This window comes from Flavisphingomonas formosensis (assembly GCF_009755815.1).
GTDB classification, from domain to species: Bacteria; Pseudomonadota; Alphaproteobacteria; order Sphingomonadales; family Sphingomonadaceae; genus Flavisphingomonas; species Flavisphingomonas formosensis.
In genome coordinates, this window is the sequence record NZ_WRPK01000003.1 from 157801 (window position 1) to 179746 (window position 21946).

The 21946-nt window shown below is 66.7% G+C and carries 20 protein-coding genes; 16 read left to right on the forward strand and 4 right to left on the reverse strand.

Annotated features, from left to right (window positions below; all coding sequences use genetic code 11):
- Window positions 1-15 precede the first annotated feature (15 nt).
- The 4 genes from GQY20_RS10180 to GQY20_RS10195 are packed head-to-tail and all read left to right on the forward strand — an operon-like array spanning window position 16 to window position 4000.
- Entirely contained in the window at window positions 16-1647 is a 1632-nt protein-coding gene (locus GQY20_RS10180) for a flavin monoamine oxidase family protein (protein WP_157216973.1), read from the forward strand.
- Entirely contained in the window at window positions 1644-2150 is a 507-nt protein-coding gene (locus tag GQY20_RS10185; RefSeq protein ID WP_157216974.1) for a RidA family protein, read from the forward strand. Before GQY20_RS10180 ends, GQY20_RS10185 begins: the two co-directional genes overlap by 4 nt.
- Window positions 2151-2181: 31 nt before the next feature.
- Window positions 2182-2778, forward strand: a complete 597-nt coding sequence (locus tag GQY20_RS10190; RefSeq protein WP_157216975.1) for a hypothetical protein — start codon at window positions 2182-2184, stop codon at window positions 2776-2778.
- A gap of 58 nt (window positions 2779-2836) precedes the next feature.
- Window positions 2837-4000 carry an acyl-CoA desaturase gene (locus GQY20_RS10195; RefSeq protein ID WP_157216976.1) on the forward strand — a complete coding sequence of 388 codons (1164 nt, stop codon included), beginning with the start codon at window positions 2837-2839 and terminating at the stop codon, window positions 3998-4000.
- Between the two features lie 106 nt (window positions 4001-4106).
- Here the strand turns inward: GQY20_RS10195 and GQY20_RS10200 are convergent, their stop codons facing one another.
- On the reverse strand, window positions 4107-4547 hold the full coding sequence (locus GQY20_RS10200) for a YqaA family protein (protein WP_157217323.1): 441 nt from the start codon (window positions 4545-4547) through the stop codon (window positions 4107-4109).
- Between the two features lie 179 nt (window positions 4548-4726).
- Here GQY20_RS10200 and GQY20_RS10205 point away from each other — a divergent pair, with 179 nt between their 5' ends.
- Window positions 4727-5575: a transporter gene (locus GQY20_RS10205; RefSeq protein WP_157217324.1), complete on the forward strand. Its 849-nt coding sequence runs from the start codon at window positions 4727-4729 to the stop codon at window positions 5573-5575.
- Between the two features lie 165 nt (window positions 5576-5740).
- Here the strand turns inward: GQY20_RS10205 and GQY20_RS10210 are convergent, their stop codons facing one another.
- The 3 genes from GQY20_RS10210 to GQY20_RS10220 form a co-directional block, all read right to left on the reverse strand.
- A complete protein-coding gene (locus GQY20_RS10210; RefSeq protein ID WP_157216977.1) occupies window positions 5741-7492 on the reverse strand; it encodes an N-acyl-D-amino-acid deacylase family protein in 1752 nt (583 codons plus the stop codon).
- A 165-nt stretch (window positions 7493-7657) separates the two neighbouring features.
- Window positions 7658-8347: an FABP family protein gene (locus GQY20_RS10215; protein WP_157216978.1), complete on the reverse strand. Its 690-nt coding sequence runs from the start codon at window positions 8345-8347 to the stop codon at window positions 7658-7660.
- 37 nt (window positions 8348-8384) lie between these two features.
- Window positions 8385-9299: a GlxA family transcriptional regulator gene (locus GQY20_RS10220; protein WP_232475986.1), complete on the reverse strand. Its 915-nt coding sequence runs from the start codon at window positions 9297-9299 to the stop codon at window positions 8385-8387.
- A gap of 133 nt (window positions 9300-9432) precedes the next feature.
- Between GQY20_RS10220 and GQY20_RS10225 the strand changes: the two genes are divergently transcribed.
- The 11 genes from GQY20_RS10225 to GQY20_RS10275 all read left to right on the forward strand — a co-directional run bounded on the left by GQY20_RS10225 (window position 9433) and on the right by GQY20_RS10275 (window position 21944).
- Complete coding sequence (locus tag GQY20_RS10225) at window positions 9433-10686, forward strand: sarcosine oxidase subunit beta family protein (RefSeq protein WP_157216980.1); 1254 nt, start codon at window positions 9433-9435, stop codon at window positions 10684-10686.
- Entirely contained in the window at window positions 10686-10949 is a 264-nt protein-coding gene (locus tag GQY20_RS10230) for a sarcosine oxidase subunit delta (RefSeq protein ID WP_157216981.1), read from the forward strand. The genes GQY20_RS10225 and GQY20_RS10230 overlap by 1 nt, the downstream gene beginning before the upstream one ends.
- Window positions 10946-13855, forward strand: coding sequence for a sarcosine oxidase subunit alpha family protein (locus GQY20_RS10235; RefSeq protein ID WP_157216982.1), 2910 nt, complete (start codon window positions 10946-10948; stop codon window positions 13853-13855). The genes GQY20_RS10230 and GQY20_RS10235 overlap by 4 nt, the downstream gene beginning before the upstream one ends.
- Entirely contained in the window at window positions 13848-14438 is a 591-nt protein-coding gene (locus GQY20_RS10240) for a sarcosine oxidase subunit gamma (RefSeq protein ID WP_157216983.1), read from the forward strand. Before GQY20_RS10235 ends, GQY20_RS10240 begins: the two co-directional genes overlap by 8 nt.
- A gap of 64 nt (window positions 14439-14502) precedes the next feature.
- Window positions 14503-15378, forward strand: a complete 876-nt coding sequence (purU, locus tag GQY20_RS10245; protein ID WP_408641073.1) for a formyltetrahydrofolate deformylase — start codon at window positions 14503-14505, stop codon at window positions 15376-15378.
- Between the two features lie 134 nt (window positions 15379-15512).
- Window positions 15513-16172, forward strand: coding sequence for a helix-turn-helix domain-containing protein (locus GQY20_RS10250; protein ID WP_157216984.1), 660 nt, complete (start codon window positions 15513-15515; stop codon window positions 16170-16172).
- Between the two features lie 96 nt (window positions 16173-16268).
- A complete protein-coding gene (locus GQY20_RS10255) occupies window positions 16269-17156 on the forward strand; it encodes a class II glutamine amidotransferase (RefSeq protein ID WP_157216985.1) in 888 nt (295 codons plus the stop codon).
- A complete protein-coding gene (locus tag GQY20_RS10260) occupies window positions 17156-17845 on the forward strand; it encodes a GltB/FmdC/FwdC-like GXGXG domain-containing protein (RefSeq protein WP_157216986.1) in 690 nt (229 codons plus the stop codon). The genes GQY20_RS10255 and GQY20_RS10260 overlap by 1 nt, the downstream gene beginning before the upstream one ends.
- The gene (locus GQY20_RS10265; protein ID WP_157216987.1) at window positions 17845-19176 is read left to right on the forward strand and encodes an FMN-binding glutamate synthase family protein; all 1332 of its coding nucleotides are present in this window, start codon (window positions 17845-17847) and stop codon (window positions 19174-19176) included. Before GQY20_RS10260 ends, GQY20_RS10265 begins: the two co-directional genes overlap by 1 nt.
- 54 nt (window positions 19177-19230) lie before the next feature.
- Window positions 19231-20529 carry a type III glutamate--ammonia ligase gene (glnT, locus tag GQY20_RS10270; RefSeq protein WP_157216988.1) on the forward strand — a complete coding sequence of 433 codons (1299 nt, stop codon included), beginning with the start codon at window positions 19231-19233 and terminating at the stop codon, window positions 20527-20529.
- Window positions 20530-20759: 230 nt separating this feature from the next.
- The gene (locus tag GQY20_RS10275) at window positions 20760-21944 is read left to right on the forward strand and encodes an acetyl-CoA C-acyltransferase (RefSeq protein ID WP_157216989.1); all 1185 of its coding nucleotides are present in this window, start codon (window positions 20760-20762) and stop codon (window positions 21942-21944) included.
- Window positions 21945-21946: the final 2 nt, after the last annotated feature.

A 21946-nucleotide genomic window follows, 5' to 3' on the forward strand; every position in this document is an offset into this window, starting at 1 on the left:
GACGGAGACGGGGCTATGCTGACGCGCAGGGGGCTGTTGACGCAGGTTTCGAGGATCGGGGGCGTCGGGGCGCTGGCCGGCACGATGCATGCCCTCGGCTTATACGGTACCGGGGCCGCCCAAGCCTTTTCCCCGCCACCGCCCGGAAGCGGCAAGGGCCGTTCGGTGATCATTCTCGGTGCGGGCATTGCAGGCCTCGTTTCGGCCCATGAACTGGAACAGGCCGGCTTTTCGGTGACCCTGATCGAGGCGCGCACGCGGGTCGGCGGCCGGGCCTGGACGGTGCGGGACGGCGATCGAATCGAGATGATCGGCGAGGAAACGCAAATCGCGCGCTTCTCCGACGGGATTTATTTCAACGCGGGTCCGGCGCGCCTGCCGAGCTTTCACGAAGGCATGCTGGGCTATGCCCGCAGGTTCGGCGTCCCGCTGGAGGTCGAGGTCAACAGCAGCCGATCCGCCTATCTGCTCGGCGCGGACGGCAGCCGCCTGCGCATGCGTACCGCGATCAACGATATGCGTGGCCATCTGAGCGAACTGCTCGCCAAGGCAGTGGACCAGGGCGCGCTCGACACGATGCTGAGCGCGGACGACAAGGAGCGTCTGCGGCCGTTCCTGAATTTCTATGGCGATCTCGATACGGACGGCAGCTTTCGGGGCACGATAAGGTCGGGCTTCCGAACGGGTCCGGGGGCGGGCGTTTCGAGCTTCGAGACGGCGATGCCGCCACAGCCGCTCCACGCATTGCTCGCCAACGACCAGATGCCGATGACATTGTTCGAAGAGATGATCTTCATGCAGGCGACGATGTTCCAGCCGGTGGGCGGCATGGACGGCATTGCGCGCGGGATCGCACGCAACGTGCAGGGGCCGATCAGGTTGAATGCCGAGGTGCGCCGCATCCGCCAGCGGGAGCGGGGCGTCGAGGTGCATTATGCCGACCGCGAGGGCGGCGCGATCCGCAGCGTGCAGGGGGATTATCTGATCTGCACCATTCCCTTCCCGGTGCTTGCGAAGATCGACGCGGATTTTCCGCTCCCCGTGGCGAAGGCGATTGCCGGCGTCGTCTATGATCAGGCCAACAAGGTCGCCTTCGAGGCGCCGCGTTTCTGGGAGCGCGAGCAGATCTATGGCGGGATAAGCTGGGTGGGCGGCGAAACCGCGATGATCTGGTATCCGTCCGCCGGTCTGCACGGCGAGCGCGGCATGATCCTCGGTTGCTATAGCAGCGGCGAGCGAGCGGCCGCCTTTGCGCGCCGGCCGATCGCGGACCAGATCGCGGCCGCTCGAGCGGCGATCGATCGCGTCCATCCCGGTCATGGCGCTGACTGCGCCAATCCGATCGCGGTGAACTGGAGCAAGATCGCCCATAGCCTCGGACCATGGCCGAACTGGCATCCGGGGGCACCGCCAAGCATGGGCGAGGCGCGTATCGATACGCCCGAATATCGGTTGCTGAGTGAGCCGATCGGTCGCATCTATCTGGCGGGCGCGGCACTGAGCCAGACCCCGGGATGGCAGGAAGGCGCCCTGCAATCGGCGCAGGCGACGGTGATGGCGATCGGCAAGGCGGCAGCGGAGCATGCGGTGACCGAGCGCGCGGAAGGCGCGCCGGGCCGACATCGACACGAGGGAGAGACGGGATGAGGATGCGCATCATGGCGGTGCCCGCGCTGGCCGCAGCGATCGGGCTTTCCGGACAGGCACGGGCTGCGGACATCGTCCGGCACCCCAATCCGCCGCCGGCGCCCATCCTGATGGGCGTCACCATCCCGGCCGGCGCCGAGATAGTGATGCTGAGCGGCCAGGTGCCCGCGCCGATCGATCCCGCGAAAAAGGATCGCCTGGAGGATTTCGGCGACACCAGAACGCAGACGATCAGCGTGCTGAACAAGATCAAGGCCGGCCTCGGCACGCTGGGCTATTCGCTGTCGGATGTCGTGAAGCTGACCGTTTTCCTGGTCGGCGATCCGAAATTGAACGGGAAGATGGATTTCGCTGGTTTCAACGAGGGTTATAAGCAGTTCTTCGGAACCGCGGAAAATCCGAATCTGGTTGCCCGGTCGACCGTGCAGGTGTCGGCGCTGGCTTCGCCCTATTTCCTGGTCGAGATCGAGGCGACCGCGGCGAAGGCGCCAAAGGGCAAATGAGGGTCTGACCGCCCGGCCCCGAGGCTTTGCCATGTCCCGCAAGCAGACGCTCAAGGTCTTCAGGACACCGATCGGCTTCCACGACGCCTATGTCGCCGCGCCGAGCCAGAAGGCGGCGCTCGAGGCATGGGGCAGCGAGCATGATCTGTTTTCGCGGGGCGTGGCCGAACGGGTGGACGACGCCGAACTGAGTCGTGAGCCGCTGGAGCGGCCGGGCGTCGTGATTAGGCGCCTGCGCGGCACGACGGCCGAGCAGATCGCTGCGCTGCCGAAGGATCGTCCGGTGCGGCGGCAGCGGGCGGCGCAGGAGCTGGCCGATCCGCCCGCGCCGGCCGAGAAGGCTCCATCGCCGAGACGAGCCAAGGCGAAGCCGGCACCGAAACCCAGGCCGAAGCCCGTCAAGCCCCGTCCGGATCGCAGCGCGCTGGACCGTGCGGAAGCCGAGCTTGCGCAGGTGCAGGCGCGTCATAAGGTCGAGGAGGAAGGCTTCCGGCAACGCGAGGCGGAACTTGCGCGTGAACGGCGGAGCGCCGAGAAGCAGTACGAGACGGAAATCCGAAGGCTGGAGCGCGCGGTGGAAAAATCGCGGCAGGCCTATGAGCGCAGCATGCGCCGATGGCGCGGCTGATCGCTTTTCGAGACGAGCCCATATTCCCAAGCTGCAGGCCGGTCGCTATGGCGCACCGATGAATTGCGCGACAGACGGTGCCGTCCGGCACGAAGACGATATTCTCTACCCTACCACCATCCCGTTCATCCTGATCCACCTCGCGGCCTTTGCGGCGCTGTGGACGGGAGTGAGCGCCTGGGCGCTCGGTCTCTGCGCCCTGCTCTATGGCCTCAGGATGTTCGGCGTGACCGGCGGATATCACCGCTATTTCTCGCATCGGGCCTATTCGACGGGCCGTATCTTCCAGTTTTGTCTGGCTTTCCTCGCACAAAGCTCGGGCCAGAAGAGCGTGCTGTGGTGGGCCGCCAAGCACCGCCACCACCATCTCTATTCGGACATGCCCGAGGACGTGCATTCGCCGCGTCACAAGGGTTTCCTCTACAGCCATGTCGGCTGGATCTTCGCGCGCCGGCACGACGTGGCGGATCTTTCCGGCGTGCCGGATCTCACGCGTTTCCCCGAGCTGCGCTGGCTGCACCGCTTCGAGCAGGTGCCGCTGATCGTGCTCGGGCTCGCCTGCTTCCTGCTCGGCGGATGGCAGGCGCTGGTCGTCGGTTTCGTGTGGAGCACGGTGCTGGTCTATCACGCCACCTTCTGCATCAACTCGCTGGCGCATGTCAGTGGCACGCAGCGCTATGTGACGGGCGACGACAGCCGCAACAACCTGATCCTCGCCATCCTCACCATGGGCGAGGGCTGGCACAACAACCACCATGCTTTCCAGCGCAGCGCACGGCAGGGCTTTCGCCGGCGTGAGATCGACATCACCTTCTATATATTGAAGCTGCTGTCCCTGTTCGGGATCGTCAGGGGACTGCAAGGCGTGCCGGCGCGGTTCGTGCGCAACGAGCATCGCCTGGCGCCCAAGATCATTCATCGCACCGCGGAATTGCTGGCCGCGCGCTTTCATCCGAGGCCGATCGCGGAGGCGCTGCAGTCGCATCTCGGCAAGGACGAACTGTCGACGCTGCACGACACGCTGGAGGGTGCGCCGGCGCCGTCGGCCGCCGTCTGGCGCCTGTTCCATCCCCATATCCCGTGCCGCGACACGCTGCGTGCCGAGGCGCGTGCTCTTTTTGCCCGCACGCCTTCCATCGACGAGATCGTCGACCGCGCGCATCATCTGGTGATTGCGGGGATTCGGAAGCATCTGCCGGGGCCTGCGGGGGCCGCAGCTTAGAGCATCATGCGGAAACGCGGGAAGCGGATCCCGCAGAAACGGGAGCCACAGCGATGGCTCAGCGAGCTGAGCGATTCGCATGTCGCGCAGCATGCTCCAGCGCCGATTATCGCCCCAGCGCGCCCAAGGTGATCGCGGCGAGCAGGGCATAGCGCCCGAATTTCGCGATCGTCACCAGCAGCAGGAAAGGAAGCAGCCGTTCGCGCAGCAGCCCGGCGACGAGCGTGAGCGGATCGCCGATGATCGGTGCCCAGCTCAGCAGCAGGCTCCAGCGGCCATAGCGGGCGTAAAAGGCCTCGGCCCGGTTCAGCGCGCGAGCGGATACCGGGAACCAGCGGTGATCGCGGAACCGTTCGATCTGGCGGCCGAGCAGCCAATTGATCAATGATCCCAGCACATTGCCCATCGTCGCTGCGAGCAGGAGCAAGGCAACGGAGTAGCGTCCGCTGACGATCAGGCCGACAAGCACTGCCTCAGACTGGGCAGGGAGCAGCGTCGCGGCGACGAGCGCTGCAAGAAAGAGGCCGGCATAGCCCGCACCGATCATCGCGCGCGCCATCCCTCCCGGACCGTCGGCGGATCCTGCATCCGCATTGCGAAGGCGCGGCTCTGGCAGGTCGCGGGCCACTGCTCAAGCGGGAAGCGGCTTGCTCGCCGAAACCGGAACCCTGCTTTGTGCCTGCACGTTGGTCCGGCCAAACACAGCATGGACAGGGACATGCCATGATGAAGGGGATTTTCGCCGCTGCAGCCATCGTCGCTTTGGCTGCCGCGCCGGCCTTCGCGCAGGATACACCCGACGAGATAGCGCCGGACAGCAGCCATCGGCCCGCACCGCGCGATCTGTGCAGCGATCGGCCGGGCCTCGATACCCCGGCCTGCACGGTCGATCCCGGACGGCTCCAGGCCGAGATCGGGCTAGGCGGCTGGACGCTCGACAGGCAGGCCGATCAGCGACAGGATCTGATCGAGGCAGGCGACATATTGCTGCGCTATGGCGTCGGCGCGACGACGGAAGTGCGCCTGGGCTGGACTGCTTATGGCCATCTGCGCACACGCGATCGGACGACGGGAACCATCGATCGCGTCGACGGCATTGGTGACGTGACCATCGGACTGAAGCAGAATTTGCAGCATCCGGCGGAGGGCAAGACCGGCCTTGCGCTTGCGCTCCTGCCATATGCCACGCTGCCCTCCGGTCATCGCGGCATCGGCGCTGGCGACTGGAGCGCCGGCCTGATCGTGCCGGCGAGCTACAAGATCAGCGACGCGGTCTCGCTGGAGCTTTCGCCGGAGATCGACGCTGCGGCGAACGAAAGCGGGTCGGGGCGGCACCTCGCTTATGGTACGGCGATGGGCGTCCAGCTACATCTCAGCAAGACGGTCCGGCTGACGCCCGAACTCCAGTTCGTCCGCGATCGCGATCCGGAGCAGCATGCGACGATGAGCAGCGCGGCGCTGTCTTTCGACGTTCAGCCCGAGAAGATGACGCAGCTCGACATCCAGGCGGTTGCGGGGCTCAACCGGAACACGCCCGACGTCGCGCTGTCATTCGGCGTGGCGCATAAATTTTAGGGCTCCTACTTCGGAAGGCCCCGAATCCAACCGTTCGTCCCGAGCGAAGTCGACGGACCCTCCGAGCGTAGTCGGAAAGTCGCGCCGTGGTCAGCCTCGACTTCGCTCGGGATGCACGGAAATGAAAGTACACCGAAGCGGGGCGGCCGCAGCCGCCCCCCCTCATCACTCCGCCGCGACGGCCAGCGGGGCAGCCGCCATTGCCGGCTCCAGATATTCGCCCGGCTTCGCGCCGGTGAACTTGGTGCCGTCGAAGGTGGCGACACCATTGACCAGGGTCAGCCGCATCGGTGCCGCCTGGCGGGTGAAGCGCCAGGTGATGCCGCCCTTGCCGTCGGTGACGTCATAGGCCTTCTCCATGTCGCGCTGCTCGATCTCGGCGAGGTTGAACACCGCGATGTCGGCGCGCTTGCCTTCCTTGATCTCGCCGATGTCGCGCAGGCGGAAATGCTCGGCGAGGCGGCCGGTCATGACGTGGACCGCTTCCTCGATCGTGATCAGCTTCTGGTCGCGATGATATTTGGTGAGATAGACGACATTCTCGCCGCCGCCGCACAGCATCTGGAGATGCGCGCCGGCATCCGAGATGTTGCCGACGGTGCGCTCGTCATGGACCATCTCGACGACCGCATCGTCGTTCATCGCGAATGGCTTCATGCGGATGGTGGAATAGACGCCGTTGGCCAGGAACCAGTCGGCCATCGCATCCGAGCGATGCACGCCCTTCTGCTCGGCATATTCCTTGAGCGTCAGGTCGAACGGGCCGGTGCCGTTCTCGGAACCCAGGCGGGTGAGCAGCAGCATGTCCGGATTGTTCATCGGCGAGCCGGGCGGGGACTTGTTCTCCCAGCTGTCGCGGGCACGGGCGCGCCATTCCGGATCGGCCAGCAGCGCCGCCTTCTCCTCGATGGTCGGCGCCTGCACCACCTCGTGCCACACATAGTCGCCGGACTGGGCGAAGAGCAGGGTCTTGTAGAGGCCGATCTGCAGGGTGAAGGGGATGTGCGCATAGCCCACCCATGCATCTATGCCCTCGGCGCGGATCTCGTCGCGCAGCGCGCGCATCGGCTCGAGCAGATAGCCCTGATAGCCGATCGTCGGGATGAGACCGGTGAACTGGAAGCGGATGTCGCGGCCTTTCAGCAGGCGGGCGAGGCGGCGGGTCTGCTCCGGTCCGGTGTCGCGGATCAGACCGATGTCGAGCACGCACTGCACCGAGGCGTGGGGATAGCGCTCCAGCACGTCGAACAGCGCGCTTATCTCCTCATCCTCGGCAAGCAGCGTCGGGATCGGGCGGCCGTCGCCGTCATGATCGAGGAGGTTCTCGGACAGGCCGAGCGCGCCGGCGGCGAGCGCGTCGTCGAGCAGCTCTGCCATGCGGGCGATCTCGTCCCTGGTCGCAGCGCGCTTCCAGGCATCGACGCCCATCGCGGCGAGGCGGATCGCGATATGGCCGACGAAGGAGGCGTTGTTCAGCGGCAGCTTCACCCGCTTCTTGAGCGATTCCTTATATTCCGACCACAGCCGCCAGTCCCACGGCACTTCCTTGGCGAAGGGCTCGAACGGGATGTCCTCGAAGAAGGAGAAGATCTTCATCATCTCGATCTGCGCGGCCTTGTCGTCGGAGATCGGCGCGGCGGTAAAGCCGCAATTGCCGGTGATGATCGTGGTCGCGCCATAGCCGGGCAGGGGATCGAGATCGCTCTGCCACCACATGGTCGCATCATAATGGGTATGCGATTCGATGAAGCCGGGCGTGACGTAGCAGCCGGCGGCATCGTGGACTTCGGCGCCGTCGGCGGCGAGATCGGGGCCGACCTTCGCGATCCGGCCGTTCCTGACCAGCACATCGGCCTTGAAAGCGGGCGCGCCGGTGCCGTCGACCACGGTTCCGCCCTTGATCAGCAAATCCTTCATCTGTTCCTCTCCTCGATCGGAAGGCCCGGCATGACGCGCCGGACCACCTTACGATCCAGGTTTCGAAACTAGATTCCGAAATGCTGTTTGTCACGCCTGCATCGCGGCAGGCCGCCGCGCCGGCGGGGGTTTTGGCCGAATCCGTTCGTCCGTCCTCGATTGCGATCAGCCGGCGGGCGGTGCATTGGTCTGGGCAGGCGCGGGATGCTGCGCCCGCTTGGCCAGGATCTGCGCCCAGGGATTGGGCTTGGCCTCGCCGATCCGATGCAGCGTGTTGCGGTCATGATGGGTGAAAGGCGCTGTCTGGCCGCGCACGGTAAGCGTCGTCTGGATATCGTAGCTCCAGCTGCCGTCGTCGTTGAAGACGATCTGGATGCGATAGGCGTCGGTGCGAAACGCCTGCTCTAGAAAGTCGGTCGAGCAGATGCCGTAATCGGTCTGGCCGCGGGCCGCGGTGAGCGTGATCGTCTTGTCGTCGGGCTTCGCCTGGCCCGACGCGAGCAGGACCTGGCCGCGCGGGATGGCGAGCGTCTGCTGGACGAGGCCGGTCGCGGACTCCCACAGCCAGTAGCCGACCTGATCGTGGAAGGTGATGTCCTCCTCCACGGTGGTGATGTGGATATGGTAGCGCAGGCCATAAAGGAGCTGCGGTCCATTCGATTGGGGATCGATCGGATCGAAGCGGATATGCTCGATGAAGGTGCGCTGCTCGGGGCCGTCCGCCTTGGGCGCGATGTCGATGCCCTTCTTCGCCTGCCAGATGCCGGCGAGCGGGCGCAGCGGGCCGAGATTGGCTAGTGTGTCGGGATCGACGTCGCTCTGTTCGGTGAAGATGTCGTGGGGAAAGGGGTGCATGCGCTTGGCTCCTGGTCGGCGCGAGGCCTCATTTATACTATCCCGGGCGCGGACCTGAAGCGCCTCGTCGTGCCCGCGTCGGCGTCACGCCGAACCGGGCGCGGAATGCACGGGAGAAATGGCCCGCATCCGCAAAGCCGCAGGCGACCGCTATCTCGATGCGGCTGAGATCGCTCTCGCGCAGAAGGCGGAGCGCGGCTTCGAGGCGCAGGCGGAGATATTCCTGCCCGATGGTACGGCCGACTCCTGCAGCGAACAGGCGTTCCAGCTGGCGGATCGACACGCCGGCGCGGGCGGCGAGCGTTTCGCGGGGCAGGGGATCGGCGAGGTTGGTTTCCATCGCCTCCAATGCTGCGCGCATCCCCGGATGGGCGAGACGATAACGCTGCGCCAGGGACGCCCGCTGGGCGCCGGCGCCTTCGCGACGCTGCGTACGAATATACCATTCGCCCACTTGCGCGGCGAGGGCGGGGCCATGCGCCTCGCCGATCATCTCGATCGCGAGGTCGAGCCCGGCGGTGCCGCCCGCGCAGGTCAGGCGATCGCGATCGATCACATAGAGGCCGCGCTCCACCTCCAGCTCGGGAAAGGCCTCGACGAAGGCGGCCTCATGCTCCCAGTGGATCGTGCAGCGGTAGCCTGCGAGCAGCCCGGCGCGGGCGAGCAGGAAAGGTCCGCCCGAGACGCCGCCGATCGCCACGCCGCGCGCGGCAAGCTGGCGCAGACGGCCGAGCGTCGCCCGGTGGCGCACGATCGCGGGATTGCCGCCGGCGACGACGAACAGCATGTCGAGCGGCTCGTCTGGCGCGAGCATGCCGTCGACGACGATCTCGATCCCGTTGGAGGCGCGGGCAGGAGCGCCGTCGATCGAATAATGGCGCCAGGCGTAGAGCGGCCGGCCGGACAGCGTGTTCGCGGCCCGGAAGGGCTCCACCACCGACGCATAGGACATTAGCGCGAAGTCCTGGATCAGCAAAAAGCCGATGCGGGTAGGTGTCTCATGTCGTTTCTGATCCCATCCATGTCGCTCTGAGTCCCGCATGGCCCCTGCATATCGGCGAGGATCGCGATCGACAAGGAACGCCATGCGCTATTCGATCTTCTCCCTCGTCCGTGAGGCGCTGTCCGGCCACCGTGGCTGGGGGCCGGCGTGGCGCGATGCCCAGCCAAAGCCGGCCTATGACGTGGTGATCGTCGGCGGCGGCGGGCATGGGCTCGCCACCGCGCATTATCTCGCCAAGGTGTTCGGCATCACCAATGTCGCGGTGGTGGAGAAAGGCTGGATCGGCGGCGGCAATGCCGGGCGCAACACGACGATCATTCGTTCCAACTATCTGCTGCCCGGCAACATCCCCTTCTACGAGTTGTCGATGCAGCTCTGGGAGGGGCTCGAGCAGGATCTCAACTATAATGCGATGGTCAGCCAGCGCGGCGTGCTGAACCTCTGCCATTCGGATGCGCAACGCGATGCCTATGAGCGGCGCGGCAATGCGATGCGGCTGCACGGCGTCGATGCCGAGCTGCTCGACGAGGAGGGGGTGCGCCGGCATGCGCCGTTCCTCAATTTCGACAATGCGCGCTTCCCGATCAAGGGCGGCCTGCTCCAGCGGCGCGGCGGCACCGCGCGGCACGATGCGGTGAACTGGGGCTATGCGCGGGCCGCCTCGGACCGCGGCGTCGACATCATCCAGAACTGCGAGGTCACCGGCTTCCTGCGCGGCCCCGACGGCGCGGTGATCGGCGTGGAGACGACGCGTGGGACGATCCGCGCGGGCAAGGTGGCGCTCGCGGTGGCCGGCAACAGCTCGCGCGTCGCGGCGATGGCAGGGCTGCGCCTGCCGATCGAGAGCCATGTCCTGCAGGCCTTCGTGAGCGAGGGGCTGAAGCCGATCATCCCCGGCGTGATCACCTTCGGCGCGGGCCATTTCTACATCAGCCAGTCCGACAAGGGCGGCCTCGTCTTCGGCGGGGATATCGATGGGTATAACAGCTATGCGCAGCGCGGGAACCTGCCCGTCGTCGAGGATGTGTGCGAGGGCGGCATGGCGCTGATGCCGATGATCGGGCGGGCTCGGCTGCTGCGCAGCTGGGGCGGCATCATGGACATGACGATGGACGGGTCGCCGATCATCGACCATGCACCGGTCCCCGGCCTCTATCTCAATGCCGGCTGGTGCTATGGCGGCTTCAAGGCGACGCCCGCCTCGGGCTGGTGCTTCGCCCATCTCATCGCCCGCGACGCGCCGCATCCCGCTGCCGCCGCCTATCGCCTCGATCGCTTCGCATCCGGCCGGGTGATCGACGAGAAGGGCATGGGCGCCCAGGCGAACCTGCACTGATGCGCATCCCCTGTCCCTATTGCGGCGAGCGCGACGCGCACGAGTTCGTCTATCGCGGCGACGCCGCTCCGCAGCGCCCCGATGGAGCGGAGGCGAACGAGGCGGCCTTTGCGGACTATGTCTATCCGCGCGCCAACGTCGCGGGCGCGATGCACGAGCATTGGTATCATGCCCAGGGGTGCCGCACCTGGATCGTGGTGGAACGCGATACGCGCAGCCATGCGATAGCCGGCGCCACCTTGGCGCGGGAGGCGAAGCGATGAGCCGGCTCGCCGCGGGCGGATCGATCGATCGCCGACAGCCGCTCGCCTTCACGTTCGACGGAAAATCCTACCAGGGTTTCGCGGGCGACACGCTCGCCTCTGCGCTGATCGCGAATGACGTCAGGCTGGTCGGCCGCTCGTTCAAATATCATCGGCCGCGCGGCATTCTGACCGCCGGTGCGGAGGAGCCGAACGCACTGGTGACCCTGCGCTCCGGCGCGCGGGCGGAGCCGAACAGCAAGGCGACCACCGTCGAGCTGTATGACGGGCTGGAGGCGGCGAGCCAGAATCGCTGGCCTAGCCTCGGCTTCGACATGATGGCGGTGAATGGCCTTCTGTCTCCGATATTTGTCGCCGGCTTCTATTATAAGACCTTCATGTGGCCGCGCCGCTTCTGGGAGAGACTGTACGAGCCGCTGATCCGCCGCGCGGCGGGGCTGGGCGCGTTGAGCGGACTGCCCGATCCGGACAGCTACGACCGTGATCACGCCTTTTGCGACCTGCTGGTGATCGGCGCCGGACCGGCGGGGCTGATGGCGGCGCTGACCGCCGGGCGCGCCGGCGCGCGGGTGCTGATCGTCGAGGAGGATTTCGCGCTGGGCGGGCGGCTGCTCGCCGAACGGCACGAGATTGACGGGCAGCCGGCCGCTGATTGGGTCGCGGCGGTTGCGGCGGAGCTGGCGTCGCTTCCCACCGTCCGGGTCCTGAAGCGCACGACGCTGTTCGGCGGCTATGACAGCTGCACCTTCGGCGCGGTCGAAAAAGTGGCGGACCATCTCGTCACACCCGCGGCTGGCCAGCCGCGACAGCGCCTGTGGAAGATCGCGGCGAAACGGACGATCCTCGCCACCGGCGCGGTCGAGCGGCCGATCAGCTTCGGCGGCAACGACCGGCCCGGCGTCATGCAGGCCTCCGCCGTCGAGGCCTATGTCAATCGCTTTGCGACAGCGCCCGGCAAGCGCATCGCGATATTCGCGCTCACCGCCAGCGGCTTGAGACTGGCCCGGGCGCTGAAGGCGGCGGGGATCGAGGTGCCGGCAATCGTCACGCCCGACGGCACGGGCGACGGATCGACGATCGCAGGCATGGTGACAGCAACCCATGGCAAGACGCTGCGATCGATAGAGGTTTCCGGCAGGCGCATCGAGGCGGACATACTCGCCATGGCCGGCGGCTGGAATCCGGCGATCGGCATCGCCAGCCATCTCGGCGCGCGGCCGGTGTGGGATGACGCCATCCACGCCTTCGTGCTGAAGACCCCGCCGGCCGGCATGGCGCTGGCCGGGGCGGCGGCGGGGCATTTCTCGCTGGGTGAAGCGATCGACGACGGGCTGCGTGAGGCGCAGGCGGCGCTTGCCGATCTCGGCATGCCCGCGACGGTCGGCGCACGGCCGGCCACGTCGGACGATCCGGCCGGGGTGGGGACGCTCTGGTCCGTGCCGGGTTCGAAGGGCAAGGCCTTCGTCGACTTCCAGCATGACGTGACGGTGGACGATATCGCTTTGGCCGAGCGTGAAGGCTTCCGCTCGGTCGAGCATCTCAAGCGCTACACGACGCTCGGCATGGCGACCGACCAGGGCAAGGCCGGGCAGGTCAACGGCCAGGCACTGCTCGCCGCGGCCACCGCCACGGCGATGGGCGAGAAGGGCACGGTGATCGCGCGGCCGCCCGACCGGCCTGTGGCGATCGGTGCTTTCGCCGGCGCGCACACTGCCGCGCATTTCCGCCCGGTCCGGCTGACTGCCGGCCATGCGTGGGCGGCCGAGAATGGCGCAAGCTTCGTCGATACCGGTCAGTGGAAGCGGGCCCAGTGGTTCACCCGGCCCGGCGAAAGCGACTGGCTGGAAAGTGTGACGCGCGAGGCGCGGGCGGTGCGCACCGGCGTCGGCATCTGCGATGTATCGACGCTGGGCAAGATCGAGGTGGCCGGGCCGGACGCAGCCACGCTGCTCGATCGGCTCTACACGAACATGATGTCCACTCTGCCGGTGGGCAAGGCGCGCTACGGGCTGATGCTTCGCGAGGACGGCTTCGTGTTCGACGACGGCACCGCGGCGCGGCTCGCCGACGACCGCTATGTGATTTCCACCACCACCGCCAATGCGGCGCGGGTGATGCAGCATGTCGATTATTGCCGGCATGTGCTCTGGCCGGAGCTGGACGCGCAGGCCGTGTCGGTGACGGAGCAATGGGCGCAAGTGGCGGTGGCAGGGCCGAATGCGCGGGTGCTGATGCAGCGGCTGCTGCCGGACATGGATCTGTCCAACGAGGCGTTCCCCTTCATGGCCAGCGCGCAGTGCCGGTGGCGGGATGGGCCGGCGCGGCTGTTCCGGCTCTCCTTCTCCGGCGAGCTTGCTTATGAGATTGCGGTGCCGGCGGATCGCGGCGCGGCGCTGATGCGGGCGCTGACGGAGGCCGGGCGGAGCTTCGGCGTCACGCCCTACGGCACCGAGGCGCTGGGCGTGCTCCGGATCGAGAAGGGGCATCCGGCGGGTAACGAGCTGAATGGCCAGACGACGGCGCACGATCTCGGCATGGGGCGGATGCTGTCGGCCAGGAAGGATTTCATCGGCCGCGCGCTTGCCGGCCGGGCGGCGCTGACCGATCCGATGCGGCCGACGCTGGTCGGCCTCAAGCCGGTGCGGCCGGGCGAGCGGGTGCGCGGCGGTGCACATCTGCTGCCGCTCGGCGCTGCGGCACGGGCGGAGCATGATCAGGGCTATGTCACCTCGGCCTGTTTCTCGCCGGTCGTCGACGGATGGATCGCGCTCGGCCTCCTCGCCAACGGGCCGTCGCGGATCGGCGAGCGGGTGCGCGCCGTGTCTCCCGTGCGCGGGACCGATGTCGAGGTCGAGGTCTGCTCCCCGATTTTCTTCGATCCGGAAGGGGTTAGGCTGCGTGGTTGAGGAACGGGCATTTACGGCGATGGTCGGCGCCCTGCCGGCGGCGGGCGGCGGCCTGGCCGTCAGCGAGCGGGGCGATCTTGGAATCGCGACGATCATGGCGCGCGCATCGTCCACGGCTGCGCTCGCGCAGCGCGTGGCGGAACGCTTCGGGATCGCGCTCATCGACGGGCCGATCCTGTCGGGTGCCGGCGCGGTGCGTTTTGCCGGGACGGGGCCGGGAAGCTGGCTTTCCTTCTGTGAGGGCGCGGATCCCTTCTGGGCTTGCTCGATGGCGGTGCAGCTCGATGGCGTGGCGTCGGTATTCGATCAGAGCTCGGGCTATGCGGTGCTGCGTCTCGGCGGCGCGGAAGCGATGCCAATGCTTCAGTCCGGCGCCTTCATCGATCTGCATGCGGACGCCTTTCCGGTCGGCGCCGTCGCGGTGACGGTGATCGCCCATGTCGGCGCGATCCTGATACGCGTCGGCGAAGCGCAATTCGACGTTGCCGTCTTCCGCAGCTTCGCCGGCAGCTTCTGGCATTGGCTGGCCACGAGCGCGGCCGCGCGCGGCGTTCCGCTGCACCGGTTCAGCGAAGATGGTTGATAGATCAACTCCGACCCGTCATTGACCCCACCCGGCGGTGCCGCGATGCGGACGGCGCGCCATCATGATGGAAGATGCTATGGCCCAGGCGAGCTATATTCTCACTTTGTCGTGCCCGAATCGTCCGGGCATCGTCGCCAAGGTCGCGACGATGCTGTTCTCGCATGGCGGCAACATCCTCGAGGCGAACCAGTTCGACGACATAGTGTCCGGCCGGTTCTTCATGCGGACGGTGTTCAACCTGCCGGAGGGCGGGGAGGTGGCGAAGGTCGAGGCGGATTTTGCGCCGATCGCGGCGGAGCATGGCATGGAATGGGCGCTGAGCCCGAACGACCGGCGCAAGAAGGTGCTGATCCTGGTCTCGAAATTCGATCATTGCCTGGTCGACCTGCTCTATCGCTGGCGGATCGGGGAGCTGGCGATGGATATCGTCGGGATCGTCTCCAACCATGGCTTCGAAACCTATGCGGGCATCGATTTCGGCGGCATCCCCTTCCATCACCTGCCGATCACCAGGGAGACCAAGCCGCAGCAGGAAGCGCAGATCAAGGCGGTGGTCGAGCGGACGGGCGCGGAGCTGATCGTGCTGGCGCGCTACATGCAGATCCTGTCGGACGATCTCGCCGCCTATCTGTCGGGCCGCTGCATCAACATCCATCACAGCTTCCTGCCCGGTTTCAAGGGCGCCAAGCCCTATCACCAGGCCCATGCGCGCGGCGTGAAGCTGATCGGGGCGACGGCGCATTATGTGACCGCGGACCTCGACGAAGGCCCGATCATCGAGCAGGACGTCGAACGCGTCAGCCACAATGACAGCCCCGAGGATCTCGTCCGCAAGGGCCGCGACATCGAGCGCCGCGTGCTCGCCCGCGCCGTCGGCTTCCACCTCGAAGGCCGCGCCCTGCTCAACGGCTCCACCACCGTCGTCTTCCGGGATTGATCCGCAGGCTGGCTACCCCTGCGAGCTGAACCTTTGCAAAACCGGCGCAATGCCCTCAAATGCATCATGCCGGCGCTGGCTGGCAGGGGTGATTTGCGTAAAAGTTCCGCAACGGGAGGCGGCAGGGCAGGTTGATGGCGAAGCGGACCAAGACGATCGAGGCGGCGGCGGCGGAAATCGAGGAGCTGCGGACCGGATCGAGCGCGCCGAGCAGCGAGGCGCGCGTGCTGGAGCGGGCGCTGGGCGTGCAGATCCGGCTGCTGCGCCGCAAGCAGGATCTTTCGGTCGCCGATCTCGCGGCGGCGGCGGGCATCTCGCTGGGCATGCTCTCGAAAATCGAGAATGGCCTGATCTCGCCTTCGCTGACCACGCTCAACGCGCTCGCGACCGCGCTGTCCGTGCCGATCTCCTCGCTGTTCGCCTCGGTGGAGGAACGGCAGGATTGCTCCTTCGTGCCGGCCGGGCGGGGCGTCACGATCGAGCGGCGCGGCACCAAGGCCGGCCATACCTATCAGCTGCTCGGCCACCTGCCGCGCGGCGACGTCGTCGTCGAACCCTATCTGATCACGCTGGAGGAAGGCGCGCAGCCTTATACCAGCTTCAGTCATGCCGGCGTCGAGATCATCCACATGCTGGAAGGCGAGATGACCTATCAGCATGGCAGCGCGTCCTACCACCTCCATCCCGGCGACACGATGATGTTCGATTCCGGAGCGCGCCATGGGCCGGAGGAGTTGCTGAAGCATCCCATGCGCTATCTTTCGATCATCATCTATCCGCGCAGCGCGGGGTGATCCTATCCCGCCGATACTTTCCTGCGGAGAAAAATTAATTCTCCAGGATTGACAGCTGCGCGGCCTGACCCCTAAGCATCGGGGCAGGAGGCGCGCATGTGCGGAATCGTTGGATTATTCCTGAAGGACAAAGCGCTGGAGCCGAAGCTCGGCGCCATGCTGGCCACCATGCTGGAGGTCATGTCGGATCGCGGACCCGACAGTGCGGGTTTCGCGGTGTACGGCACGGGTGACGACGGGATCGTCAAGCTCACCGTGCGCGGCCCCGCGCTGGCCGGCGTGGGCGATGCGCTGGCGGCCGCGATCGGCACGCCGGTGACGGAGTCGCCGAACGACAGCCATGTGGTGCTGGGCCTCGCCACCGCGCAGGAAGCGGCGGCCCGCGCCTGGCTCGCCGCCGAGCGCCCCGATCTGGCGGTGACCGGATCCGGCAAGCGCATCGAGCTCTACAAGGAAGTCGGCCTGCCGGGCGACGTCGCGCGCCGTTTCGATCTGGCCGGCATGTCCGGCACGCACGGCATCGGCCACACGCGCATGGCGACGGAAAGCGCCGTCACCACCGCGGGCGCACATCCCTTCTCGACCGGGCCGGACCAGTGCCTGGTGCATAATGGCTCGCTGTCCAACCACAGCAGCCTGCGCCGGATGCTGACGCGGGAGGGCATCGCCTTCACCACCGAGAACGACAGCGAGGTCGCAGCAGGCTATCTCAGCTGGAAGATGCGCGAGGGCGCCAGCCTGGCCGAGGCGCTGGAAGCCGGCCTCGAGGATCTGGACGGCTTCTTCACCTTCGTCGTCGGCACCGAAAACGGCTTCGCCGTGGTGCGCGATCCGATCTCCTGCAAGCCGGCAGTGATGGCGGAAACCGACGATTACGTCGCCTTCGCGTCGGAGTACCGCGCGCTCGCCGGGCTGCCCGGGGTCGAGAAGGCCAAGGTGTTCGAGCCCGAACCCGCCCGCGTCTATGCATGGGAGCGCAACTGATGCCGGTCGTCGACCTCGCCGTGACCAGCAAGCGGGCGCTCAACGAAAGCTTGCACGCGCTGGCGCCTGATACCAACGAGACACTCTGGCGGGTCGAGAATCCCGGCGGCCAGCATGCGCTGGCGGTGGGGCTGGACGTGCCCGTGACCGTGGAGATCGCCGGCCATGCCGGCTATTATTGCGGCGGCATGAACCGTCAGGCGACCATCGTCGTCGAGGGCAATGCCGGCGTCGGCGTGGGCGAGAACATGATGTCCGGCCGGATCCATGTGCTCGGCGATGCCAGCCAGTCCGCGGGCGCGACCGCCCATGGCGGCCTGCTGGTGATCGACGGCAATGCCTCCGCCCGCTGCGGCACGTCGATGAAGGGTGTCGATATCGTCGTGAAAGGCTCGATCGGGCCGATGAGCGCCTTCATGGCGCAGTCCGGTGCGCTGGTCGTGCTCGGTGATGCGGGCGATGCGCTGGGCGATTCCATCTACGAGGCCCGGCTCTATGTCCGCGGGGAGGTGAAGAGCCTCGGCGCGGACTGCATCGAGAAGGAACTGCGCGACGAGCATCGCGCCGAACTGCGTCGGCTGCTCGACGCGGCGGGCCTCGACGGCGCGGTGAAGGTGGAGGATTTCCGCCGCTACGGCTCGGCCCGCACCCTCTACAATTTCCATGTCGATCATGCGGGGGCCTATTGATGGACACCACCGACATCCCGCGCACCGTCCCGCGGCGCAGCGCCACCTTTGACGATTACACCCTCTCCGAGATCCGTCGCGCGGCAGCGACCGGCATCTATGACATCCGCGGCGCGGGTGCGAAGCGGGCGCTGCCGCATTTCGACGATCTGCTGTTCCTCGGTGCGTCTATTTCCCGTTATCCTCTCGAAGGTTATCGAGAGAAGTGCGCAACCGATGTGATCCTCGGCACGCGCTTCGCCAAGAAGCCGATCCATCTCAAGACGCCGATCACCATCGCGGGCATGAGCTTCGGCTCGCTCTCCGCCCAGGCGAAGGAGGCGCTCGGCCGCGGCGCGACGATCGCCGGCACGTCGACCACCACCGGCGACGGCGGCATGACGCCGGAAGAGCGCGGCCATTCGCAGACGCTCGTCTACCAATATCTGCCCTCGCGCTACGGAATGAATCCGGCTGACATGCTCAAGGCCGACGCGATCGAGATCGTGATCGGCCAGGGCGCCAAGCCGGGTGGCGGCGGGATGCTGCTCGGCCAGAAGATCTCCGATCGCGTCGCGGCGATGCGGACCCTGCCCAAGGGCATCGATCAGCGCTCGGCCTGCCGGCATCCTGATTGGACGGGACCGGACGATCTCGAGATCAAGATCGAGGAACTGCGCGAGATAACCGATTGGCAGAAGCCGATTTATGTCAAGGTCGGTGCGACGCGGCCTTATTATGACGTGGCGCTGGCGGTGAAGTCAGGCGCCGACGTCGTGGTGCTGGACGGCATGCAGGGCGGTACCGCGGCGACGCAGGATGTGTTCATCGAACATGTCGGCATCCCCACGCTCGCCGCGATCCGGCCGGCGGTCGAGGCGCTGCAGGAACTGGGCATGCATCGCAAGGTGCAGCTCATCGTCTCCGGCGGCATCCGCAACGGTGCCGACGTCGCCAAGGCGCTGGCGCTCGGCGCCGACGCAGTTTCGATCGGCACGGCGGCGCTGGTGGCGCTCGGCGACAATGATCCGGCGCTCGAAGCGGAATATGCCAAGCTCGGCACCACTGCCGGTGCCTATGACGACTGGCAGGAAGGACGCGATCCGGCAGGCATCACCACCCAGGACCCGGACCTGGCGGCGCGGCTGGATCCGGTCGCGGCCGGACGGCGGCTGGCCAACTATCTCGCGGTGCTGACGCTCGAGGCGCAGACCATCGCGCGGGCCTGCGGCAAGAGCCATCTGCGCAACCTCGAGCCGGAAGACCTGGTGGCGCTGACCATCGAGGCGGCGGCGATGGCGCGGGTGCCGCTGGCGGGCACCAGCTGGATTCCGGGCCAAGGGGGCTTCTGAACATTTGGGCGGGGCGGGGGCCTTCGCCTCCGTGCCACAGCGGAAGGCAAGGATATGGCGATCGATCTCGAAGCGGCGGCCAAGAAGCAGAACATCAAATATTTCCTGATTTCCTACACCGATCTGTTCGGCGCTCAGCGCGCCAAGCTGGTGCCGGCATCGGCCATAGGGGACATGGCGAAGAACGGAGCGGGTTTTGCCGGCTTCGCGACCTGGTTGGACATGACGCCGGCTCATCCCGATCTGTTCGCCGTTCCCGACCCCGACAGCCTGATCCAGTTGCCGTGGAAGCCGGAGGTGGGCTGGCTGGCGGCCGACCTGTGGATGTCGGGCAAGCCGGTCGAACAGGCGCCGCGCAATCTGCTCAAGAAGATGGTCGCCGAGGCGGCGAACCACGGATTCGAGATGAAGTCCGGCGTCGAGTGCGAATATTTCCTGATCACGCCCGATGGCAGCGCGATCGCCGACGCTGCCGACGCCCAGGAAAAGCCTTGTTACGATCAGCTTGCTCTGATGCGCCGTTATGACGTCATCACAGAGATTTGCGATGCAATGCTCGCGCTCGGCTGGAAGCCGTACCAGAACGACCATGAAGATGCGAACGGCCAGTTCGAGATGAACTGGGAATATGATCACGCGCTGATCACCGCCGATCGCCACGCCTTCTTCAAATATATGGTCAAGTCGATCGCCGAGAAGCACGGCCTGCGCGCGACTTTCATGCCCAAGCCCTTCTCGAACCTGACGGGCAATGGCTGTCACGCCCATATCTCGCTGTGGAAGGACGACACCAATCTCTTTGCCGACGAAGCCGGCGAGCTGGGCCTGTCGGCGCTTGGCTACCATTTCATCGGCGGGCTCATGCATTCCGCGCCGGCGCTCGCGGCGCTGCTCAATCCCACGGTCAACAGCTACAAGCGGCTCAACGCGCCGCCGACCCTGTCCGGTGCTACCTGGTCGCCCAACTCGATCAGCTATACCGGCAACAACCGCACCCACATGATCCGCATTCCGGACGACGGCCGGCTGGAACTGCGGCTCGCCGATGGCGCGACCAATCCCTATCTGCTCCAGGCCGCCGTGCTGGCGGCGGGATTGGACGGGATCGTCGAGAAACGCGATCCGGGCCCGCGCCTCGACATCAACATGTACACCGAGGCGCACAAGGTACCGGGGATCGGCAAGCTGCCGCTCAACCTGCTCGATGCCTTGCGCGCGCTGGAAGCGTCCGAGGTGCTGGGCGCGGCGTTCGGGGACTTCATTCCCTCCTATCTCAAGCTCAAGCAGCGCGAGTGGGCGAGCTTTACCGGGCATCTGACCGATTGGGAACGCAAGGCCACGCTGGATTGCTGAGGCCGGCCAAGCACCCTTCCCCGTGAAGGGGAAAGTTCAATTCAGGGAAATTCGACTTGCGGCGCCGTCATCGACGGCGCCGTTTTTTGCATGTGCGAGCAATTGACTTCCGGTCGCTCCCGCGCCATCTACTCATCAGTAGATACTATTCCGAGTGCTTAAAAACCCAGCGGCGTGAGCGATGCGGCATGGATGGTAAGGATCGCCGCTTCCTCGCAGGAGTATTTTCGATGAGCGACGATCCCGTAATTATCGCAAGCTATGCCCGCACCCCAATGGGCGGCTTCCAGGGCGCCCTGTCCGGCGCCAGCGCGACCGAGCTCGGCGCGGCGGCGGTGAAGGCTGCGGTGGAGCGCGCCGGCGTTGCCGGCGATGTGGTGGAGCGCATCTATATGGGCTGCGTGCTGCCCGCCGGTCTCGGCCAGGCGCCGGCCCGCCAGGCGGCGCTGGGCGCGGGCCTGCCCCGCTCGGTCGAGGCGACGACAGTCAACAAGATGTGCGGCAGCGGCATGCAGGCGGCGATCATGGCTGCCGAGGCGCTGGCCGCGGGCTCTGTCGACATCGTCGTCGCGGGCGGCATGGAGAGCATGACCAATGCGCCCTTCCTGCTGACCAAGCATCGCGGCGGCGCGCGCATCGGTCATGACAAGGTCTATGATTCGATGATGCTCGACGGGCTCGAGGACGCCTATGAGCCCGGCAAGCCGATGGGCGCATTCGCCGAGGATACGGCCCGCGAGTATCAATTCACCCGCGAGGAGCAGGACGCCTATGCGGTCCGCTCGCTCGAACGCGCCAATGCGGCGATCGCCAGCGGCGCCTTCGCCAAGGAGATCGTCCCCGTCGAGGTGACGACCCGCAAGGGCAGCGTCACCATCGACACCGACGAGCAGCCGGGCAACGCCAGGCCGGACAAGATCCCGTCGCTGAAGCCCGCTTTCGCAAAGGACGGCACGATCACCGCCGCCAGCTCCGCCTCCATCTCGGACGGCGCAGCCGCGCTGGTGATGACGCGCCGCAGCGTGGCGGAAAAGCTCGGACTGCCGATCGTCGCCGAGGTGAAGGGGCAGGCGGCGCACGCGCATGATCCGGCGCTGTTCACGACTGCGCCGGTTCCGGCGATCCGCAAGGCGCTGGAGAAAGCGGGCTGGAGCGTCGACGACGTCGACCTGTTCGAGGTCAACGAGGCGTTCGCCGTGGTCCCGATGATCGCGATGCGCGAGCTCGGCATTCCGGCGGACAAGGTCAACGTCAATGGCGGCGCGACCGCGCTCGGCCATCCGATCGGCGCCAGCGGCGCGCGGATCATCGCGACCCTGCTCGCCGCGCTCGAAGCGCGCGGCGGCAAGCGCGGCGTCGCTAGCCTTTGCATCGGTGGCGGCGAGGCGACGGCGGTGGCACTCGAGCTGGTGTGATG

Coding starts and splice junctions, on each gene's coding strand:
- GQY20_RS10210 (WP_157216977.1), bottom strand. CDS start 7,492: ATGAAGGATTTGCTGATCAAGGGCGGAACCGTGGTCGACGGCACCGGC.
- GQY20_RS10180 (WP_157216973.1), top strand. CDS start 16: ATGCTGACGCGCAGGGGGCTGTTGACGCAGGTTTCGAGGATCGGGGGC.
- GQY20_RS10220 (WP_232475986.1), bottom strand. CDS start 9,299: ATGTCCTATGCGTCGGTGGTGGAGCCCTTCCGGGCCGCGAACACGCTG.
- GQY20_RS10255 (WP_157216985.1), top strand. CDS start 16,269: ATGTGCGGAATCGTTGGATTATTCCTGAAGGACAAAGCGCTGGAGCCG.
- glnT (WP_157216988.1), top strand. CDS start 19,231: ATGGCGATCGATCTCGAAGCGGCGGCCAAGAAGCAGAACATCAAATAT.
- GQY20_RS10215 (WP_157216978.1), bottom strand. CDS start 8,347: ATGCACCCCTTTCCCCACGACATCTTCACCGAACAGAGCGACGTCGAT.
- purU (WP_408641073.1), top strand. CDS start 14,503: ATGATGGAAGATGCTATGGCCCAGGCGAGCTATATTCTCACTTTGTCG.
- GQY20_RS10275 (WP_157216989.1), top strand. CDS start 20,760: ATGAGCGACGATCCCGTAATTATCGCAAGCTATGCCCGCACCCCAATG.
- GQY20_RS10205 (WP_157217324.1), top strand. CDS start 4,727: ATGAAGGGGATTTTCGCCGCTGCAGCCATCGTCGCTTTGGCTGCCGCG.
- GQY20_RS10235 (WP_157216982.1), top strand. CDS start 10,946: ATGAGCCGGCTCGCCGCGGGCGGATCGATCGATCGCCGACAGCCGCTC.
- GQY20_RS10230 (WP_157216981.1), top strand. CDS start 10,686: ATGCGCATCCCCTGTCCCTATTGCGGCGAGCGCGACGCGCACGAGTTC.
- GQY20_RS10250 (WP_157216984.1), top strand. CDS start 15,513: ATGGCGAAGCGGACCAAGACGATCGAGGCGGCGGCGGCGGAAATCGAG.
- GQY20_RS10265 (WP_157216987.1), top strand. CDS start 17,845: ATGGACACCACCGACATCCCGCGCACCGTCCCGCGGCGCAGCGCCACC.
- GQY20_RS10195 (WP_157216976.1), top strand. CDS start 2,837: ATGAATTGCGCGACAGACGGTGCCGTCCGGCACGAAGACGATATTCTC.
- GQY20_RS10200 (WP_157217323.1), bottom strand. CDS start 4,547: ATGATCGGTGCGGGCTATGCCGGCCTCTTTCTTGCAGCGCTCGTCGCC.
- GQY20_RS10190 (WP_157216975.1), top strand. CDS start 2,182: ATGTCCCGCAAGCAGACGCTCAAGGTCTTCAGGACACCGATCGGCTTC.
- GQY20_RS10225 (WP_157216980.1), top strand. CDS start 9,433: ATGCGCTATTCGATCTTCTCCCTCGTCCGTGAGGCGCTGTCCGGCCAC.
- GQY20_RS10260 (WP_157216986.1), top strand. CDS start 17,156: ATGCCGGTCGTCGACCTCGCCGTGACCAGCAAGCGGGCGCTCAACGAA.
- GQY20_RS10185 (WP_157216974.1), top strand. CDS start 1,644: ATGAGGATGCGCATCATGGCGGTGCCCGCGCTGGCCGCAGCGATCGGG.